Source organism: Chamaesiphon sp. VAR_69_metabat_338, assembly GCF_031423935.1.
Taxonomy (GTDB): domain Bacteria; phylum Cyanobacteriota; class Cyanobacteriia; order Cyanobacteriales; family Chamaesiphonaceae; genus Chamaesiphon.
Genome location: NZ_JANPGM010000731.1, coordinates 1 through 3,992 on the forward strand (window position 1 = coordinate 1; position 3,992 = coordinate 3,992).

Consider the following 3,992-nt stretch of genomic DNA (forward strand, 5'->3'; position numbering starts at 1 on the left):
GGTATGGGCGGGCAAGCGATCGCGAGCGGTGGTTTTGGTCAGCAATACCGACACCTGGGCATTTTCCAGCATGTAAGCCAATCGAGCGGCGGGATAGCTCAAATCGAGCGGGAGATAGGCTCCACCAGCCTTAAGAATGCCCAGCATGGCGACGATCGTCTCGATCGACCGATCGACAGCGATGCCCACTAGTTCGCCGGATTTGACCCCGATGGCGAGCAAATAGTTAGCTAGTCGATTGGCACGCTCGTTCAGTTCGCGGTAGGTGAGTTGCCGATCCTGGTAAATTAAGGCGATTGCTTCGCCAGACTCGGCTACCTGTCGCACGAATACGCGATCGATACACTCAGAGGGAAAGTCCGTCTGAGTCGCGTTCCAATCGACTAATAATTGCTGGGCTTGCGCCGGACTTAGTAACGATAATTGTTGCAGCGATCGATCGGGTGTGGCGACAATCTGCGTCAGTAAATTGGCGAATTCGCCCAACCGCTGCTGGATCGAGGTCGCGCTAAATAAATTGGTATTGTATTGACAATCAAGATCGATCTGGCCGCTGGCGGTAGCGAACCCATTGAGAAAGAATTCAAAAGTCGCAAACTCGCCCCGATTGAAGGCGAGTGTGGTGGTTAATTCATCAAATGTGGATTTGGTACTGCCGCCATCAAGGTCGATATTAAAGACCGCCGGTACCAATGGAATTCGGCTGGCATCGCGGGGAATGGCGAGTTTTTGTAATAAACTGCCAAAGGTAAAGTTTTGGCGTTCGTAATCATCGAGAATGGCACTATTACGCGATCGCAAATAGTCACCAAAGGCGATCGCCGGATCGATGCGGCTCCGCAATGGTAAGAAATTGACGCAATGCCCGACCAAATTAAATCTACCCGTCGCCAATTGGCCAGAGGTCGGCACGCCGACGGTCAGATCGGTTTGGCCGGTGAGTTTAAACAGAAATACTTCAAAGGCACTCAGCAGGGTAGTCATCACACTACACCCATGTTTGACCCCCAATTTCTCGATTTGGGCGACTAAATTTGCTGGTAAGGTGTAGTATTCGCGGCTAGAATTAAAAGTCCGCACCGGCGGACGCGGGTAATCGGTCGGCAGATCTAAAACTGGTGGTAACTCAGCAAACTTTTGCAGCCAATAGGCAGTGGTGGCGATCGCCTCGGGAGTGCCGATTTGCGCTTGCTCGGCAAAAGTATACTCGCTAAAATACTCTGGCTGTTCGAGGGCGATCGCGATGCCCCGATTGAGACTATTGTAGATTGCTGCCAAGTCTGCGAGCAGAATGCCCAACGACCACCCATCGCAAATCAGGTGATGGACGTCCCAAATCAGCAAGTGTTGGCGATCGGCTAGTTTGAGCAGCTGAGCGCGAAATAAGGGGCCGTGTTGGAGGTCGAAGGGCGTGTTGACAGCTTGCTGTTGGTAGCGATCGATCGCAGCGGCGCGATCGCTACTACTCAAAGCCGATAAGTCCCTAATTGGCAACTCAAAAGTGACTGCTTTAGCGATCGAGATTGTCTTCCCATCGCCACTAAAAGTCGTCCGCAACGATTCGTGCCGATCGATTAGTGCCCTTATCGCGGCTTGCATTGCATCCACATTCAACCTACCGCCGATCTGCAAAGATTGGGAGAGAATACAGGCTAAATTAGCATTTGGACTCATTTGGACGCCCAGCCAAATTTCTTGCTGGGATTCGGTTGCTGGCGCAGCCAACAATAATTCACCATCAACAAATGGATCGAAGTCAATCGCCTGTAAATTAGCTCGCTCGGATGAATGCATCAATGATTTAAGAGTGGGTGCGATCGATAAGACGTTTAGACCGTCATGAGGAATTACATCATCGAGTAGATTCAGTCGATCGGAGAGGCAATCCATCATAACAGCGCAATTTTGAACTAACAACTATAGATGTATCTGAAGACAATCGACTGGAGATAGCTACAAGACAGATGTATCGATTTGCAGATACTTACCAGCCCGATCGGGATCGGTGACAAACCAAGCTGGATTGCCGTCCCGATCTTTGCCAAGTTTGGCTCCGGGCTGGGGCGGGAGATTGTGATTGATGGCGATCGCTGCCGCCGAACTAGTCAAGAAACCGCTGGCTTGCAGCTCGGCGATACAGACTTGAAATGCCCAAACGATCTCGTCGAGATCGGCATCGGTATGCGCCAGAGTCAAGAAGCACGGGCGATTTTCCCAGATATGAATCCCGCGTTCGCGCAATAGATAAAACAGCAGTCCACCATAATTTTCAGTCGGTGCAAACATCAGATAGAACAAAGAGCTAAAGTGCTCGATTTCAATCTGCACCCCAACCGATCGGAAATGTGCGACCAATCGATCGACCAATTGCTGAGTTTTGGTAGTTAACGATTGCTGGAGTTCGGCACCACCAGCTTGGAGTTTGTCGAGAATGGCATCGACGGCGGCTAAGGCTAGCGGATGGCGGACGAAGGTACCGGCAAAGAAGGTAACGCCAACTTCGGGAATCGATCGATCGCCAAATTGCCAGAAACCACCATCGAGAGCGTCCATATATTTACTAGATCCGGTTAAAATTCCGATCGGCATTCCGCCGCCGACGACTTTTCCGTAGGTAGCAATATCGGCTTTGACACCGAAGTGTGCCTGCGCGCCGCCAGGAGCAACCCGAAAACCCGTAATTACCTCATCGATAATTAAGGCAATCTCCGATCGCGCGGTAATCGATCGCACTTCGCGCAGAAAGGCTTGCGGTTGCAGGTTGGGGTGCCGACTTTGGACGGGTTCGACAATTACGGCGGCCAATCGATCGGCATATTCGCGAATGATTTCCAGGGATTTGGGACTGTCATAATCTAAAACGATGATATTTTCTAGGGCTGAAGCCATTACCCCAGGTGCGGAAGGAAACGTTTTGAGATTGGGGCCAGCGCGGAATAACACTTCATCGAAAGTACCGTGATAGGAACCAGCAAAAATCGCCACCAGATCCTTGCCCGTGACCGTCCGCGCGATCCGCAATGCGGCCATGACAGCTTCCGAGCCGGTATTACAAAATGCCACTCGCTCCATGCCTGTCAGGTGGGCGATCTTTTTGGCCACTTTCCCCGCTAGTGGCGTTTGCGGGCCGATCGCCATCCCTTTGTCGAGCTGCGCTTTCAGCGCATTCGTAACAAAATCCGGCGACCACCCAAAGAAATTTAGCCCGAAGCCATTGGTCAGATCGATATATTCATTCCCATCTTCATCCCATAACCGCGCCCCCTGCGCGCGATCGGTGACGATCGGATAGACCATTTCTTTGAGTAAGGGTGTAAATCCCGACACGGTACGCGGATCGGCTAGATAGCGGCGATGTGCTTGGGCTTGGCGTTTGGATTCTTTGGTTTTAGCCACATAGCGATCGACGATCGCGGCTAACGCCTGTTGTTGCTCGACGCTTAAGCTATTATCGATCGTCTTACTAATTTTGGCTCCAGGCGACGGCCCCGCGCTCGTGCTGGTTGCTAGATCTCGATCGCTATTAGTACTCTTACCATTGCCATTGCTATGTCCATTGCCATTGCTATGTCCATTGAGAGCAACTGCCACTGGTGCCACTGGTGCCACCGCTCCAGCAATCGGTGGTGCGGCAGCGATCGGCTGTCCGCCTAACAATTCTAATTGCCGTGCCATGAGCTGAAGTTGCTGCTGGACGATCGTGGCGATCTCTGGTTGACGCTCGATCGAGACGATCGCTGGTGCTGGCTGGATCGGGAGCGGGGCAATCGAGGGAGTAGTAATAGACTGGATCGGGCTAGAAGCGATCAGTAAGCGCGATGGCGTGAAATTGAATTACAGCCGCGAAATGTATGACATCGTAAGTACGGCTCGTGGTTCTAAAGATACGGTTTATATCAGCTACTTCCAACAAATTTTGCTTGGAATGCTCAATGGATTAACGCCATTGCCGGAAAATGGTCTCGCACTTTCGGGCAGCGATTCAGTCTTCA

The 3,992-nt window shown here is 51.7% G+C and carries 2 protein-coding genes; both read right to left on the minus strand.

What is annotated here, in order from left to right; genetic code table 11:
* Positions 1-1,893 (minus strand): condensation domain-containing protein (locus tag RMO84_RS20335; protein ID WP_310490256.1); only part of this gene is annotated, 1,893 nt, incomplete at its 3' end.
* Between the two features lie 60 nt (positions 1,894-1,953).
* Positions 1,954-3,675 carry an aminotransferase class III-fold pyridoxal phosphate-dependent enzyme gene (locus RMO84_RS20340; RefSeq protein WP_310490257.1) on the minus strand — a complete coding sequence of 574 codons (1,722 nt, stop codon included), beginning with the start codon at positions 3,673-3,675 and terminating at the stop codon, positions 1,954-1,956.
* Positions 3,676-3,992: the final 317 nt, after the last annotated feature.

Bases quoted from the DNA above. Each gene is read 5' to 3' on its own strand.
- RMO84_RS20340 (WP_310490257.1), bottom strand. From the start codon at position 3,675: ATGGCACGGCAATTAGAATTGTTAGGCGGACAGCCGATCGCTGCCGCA.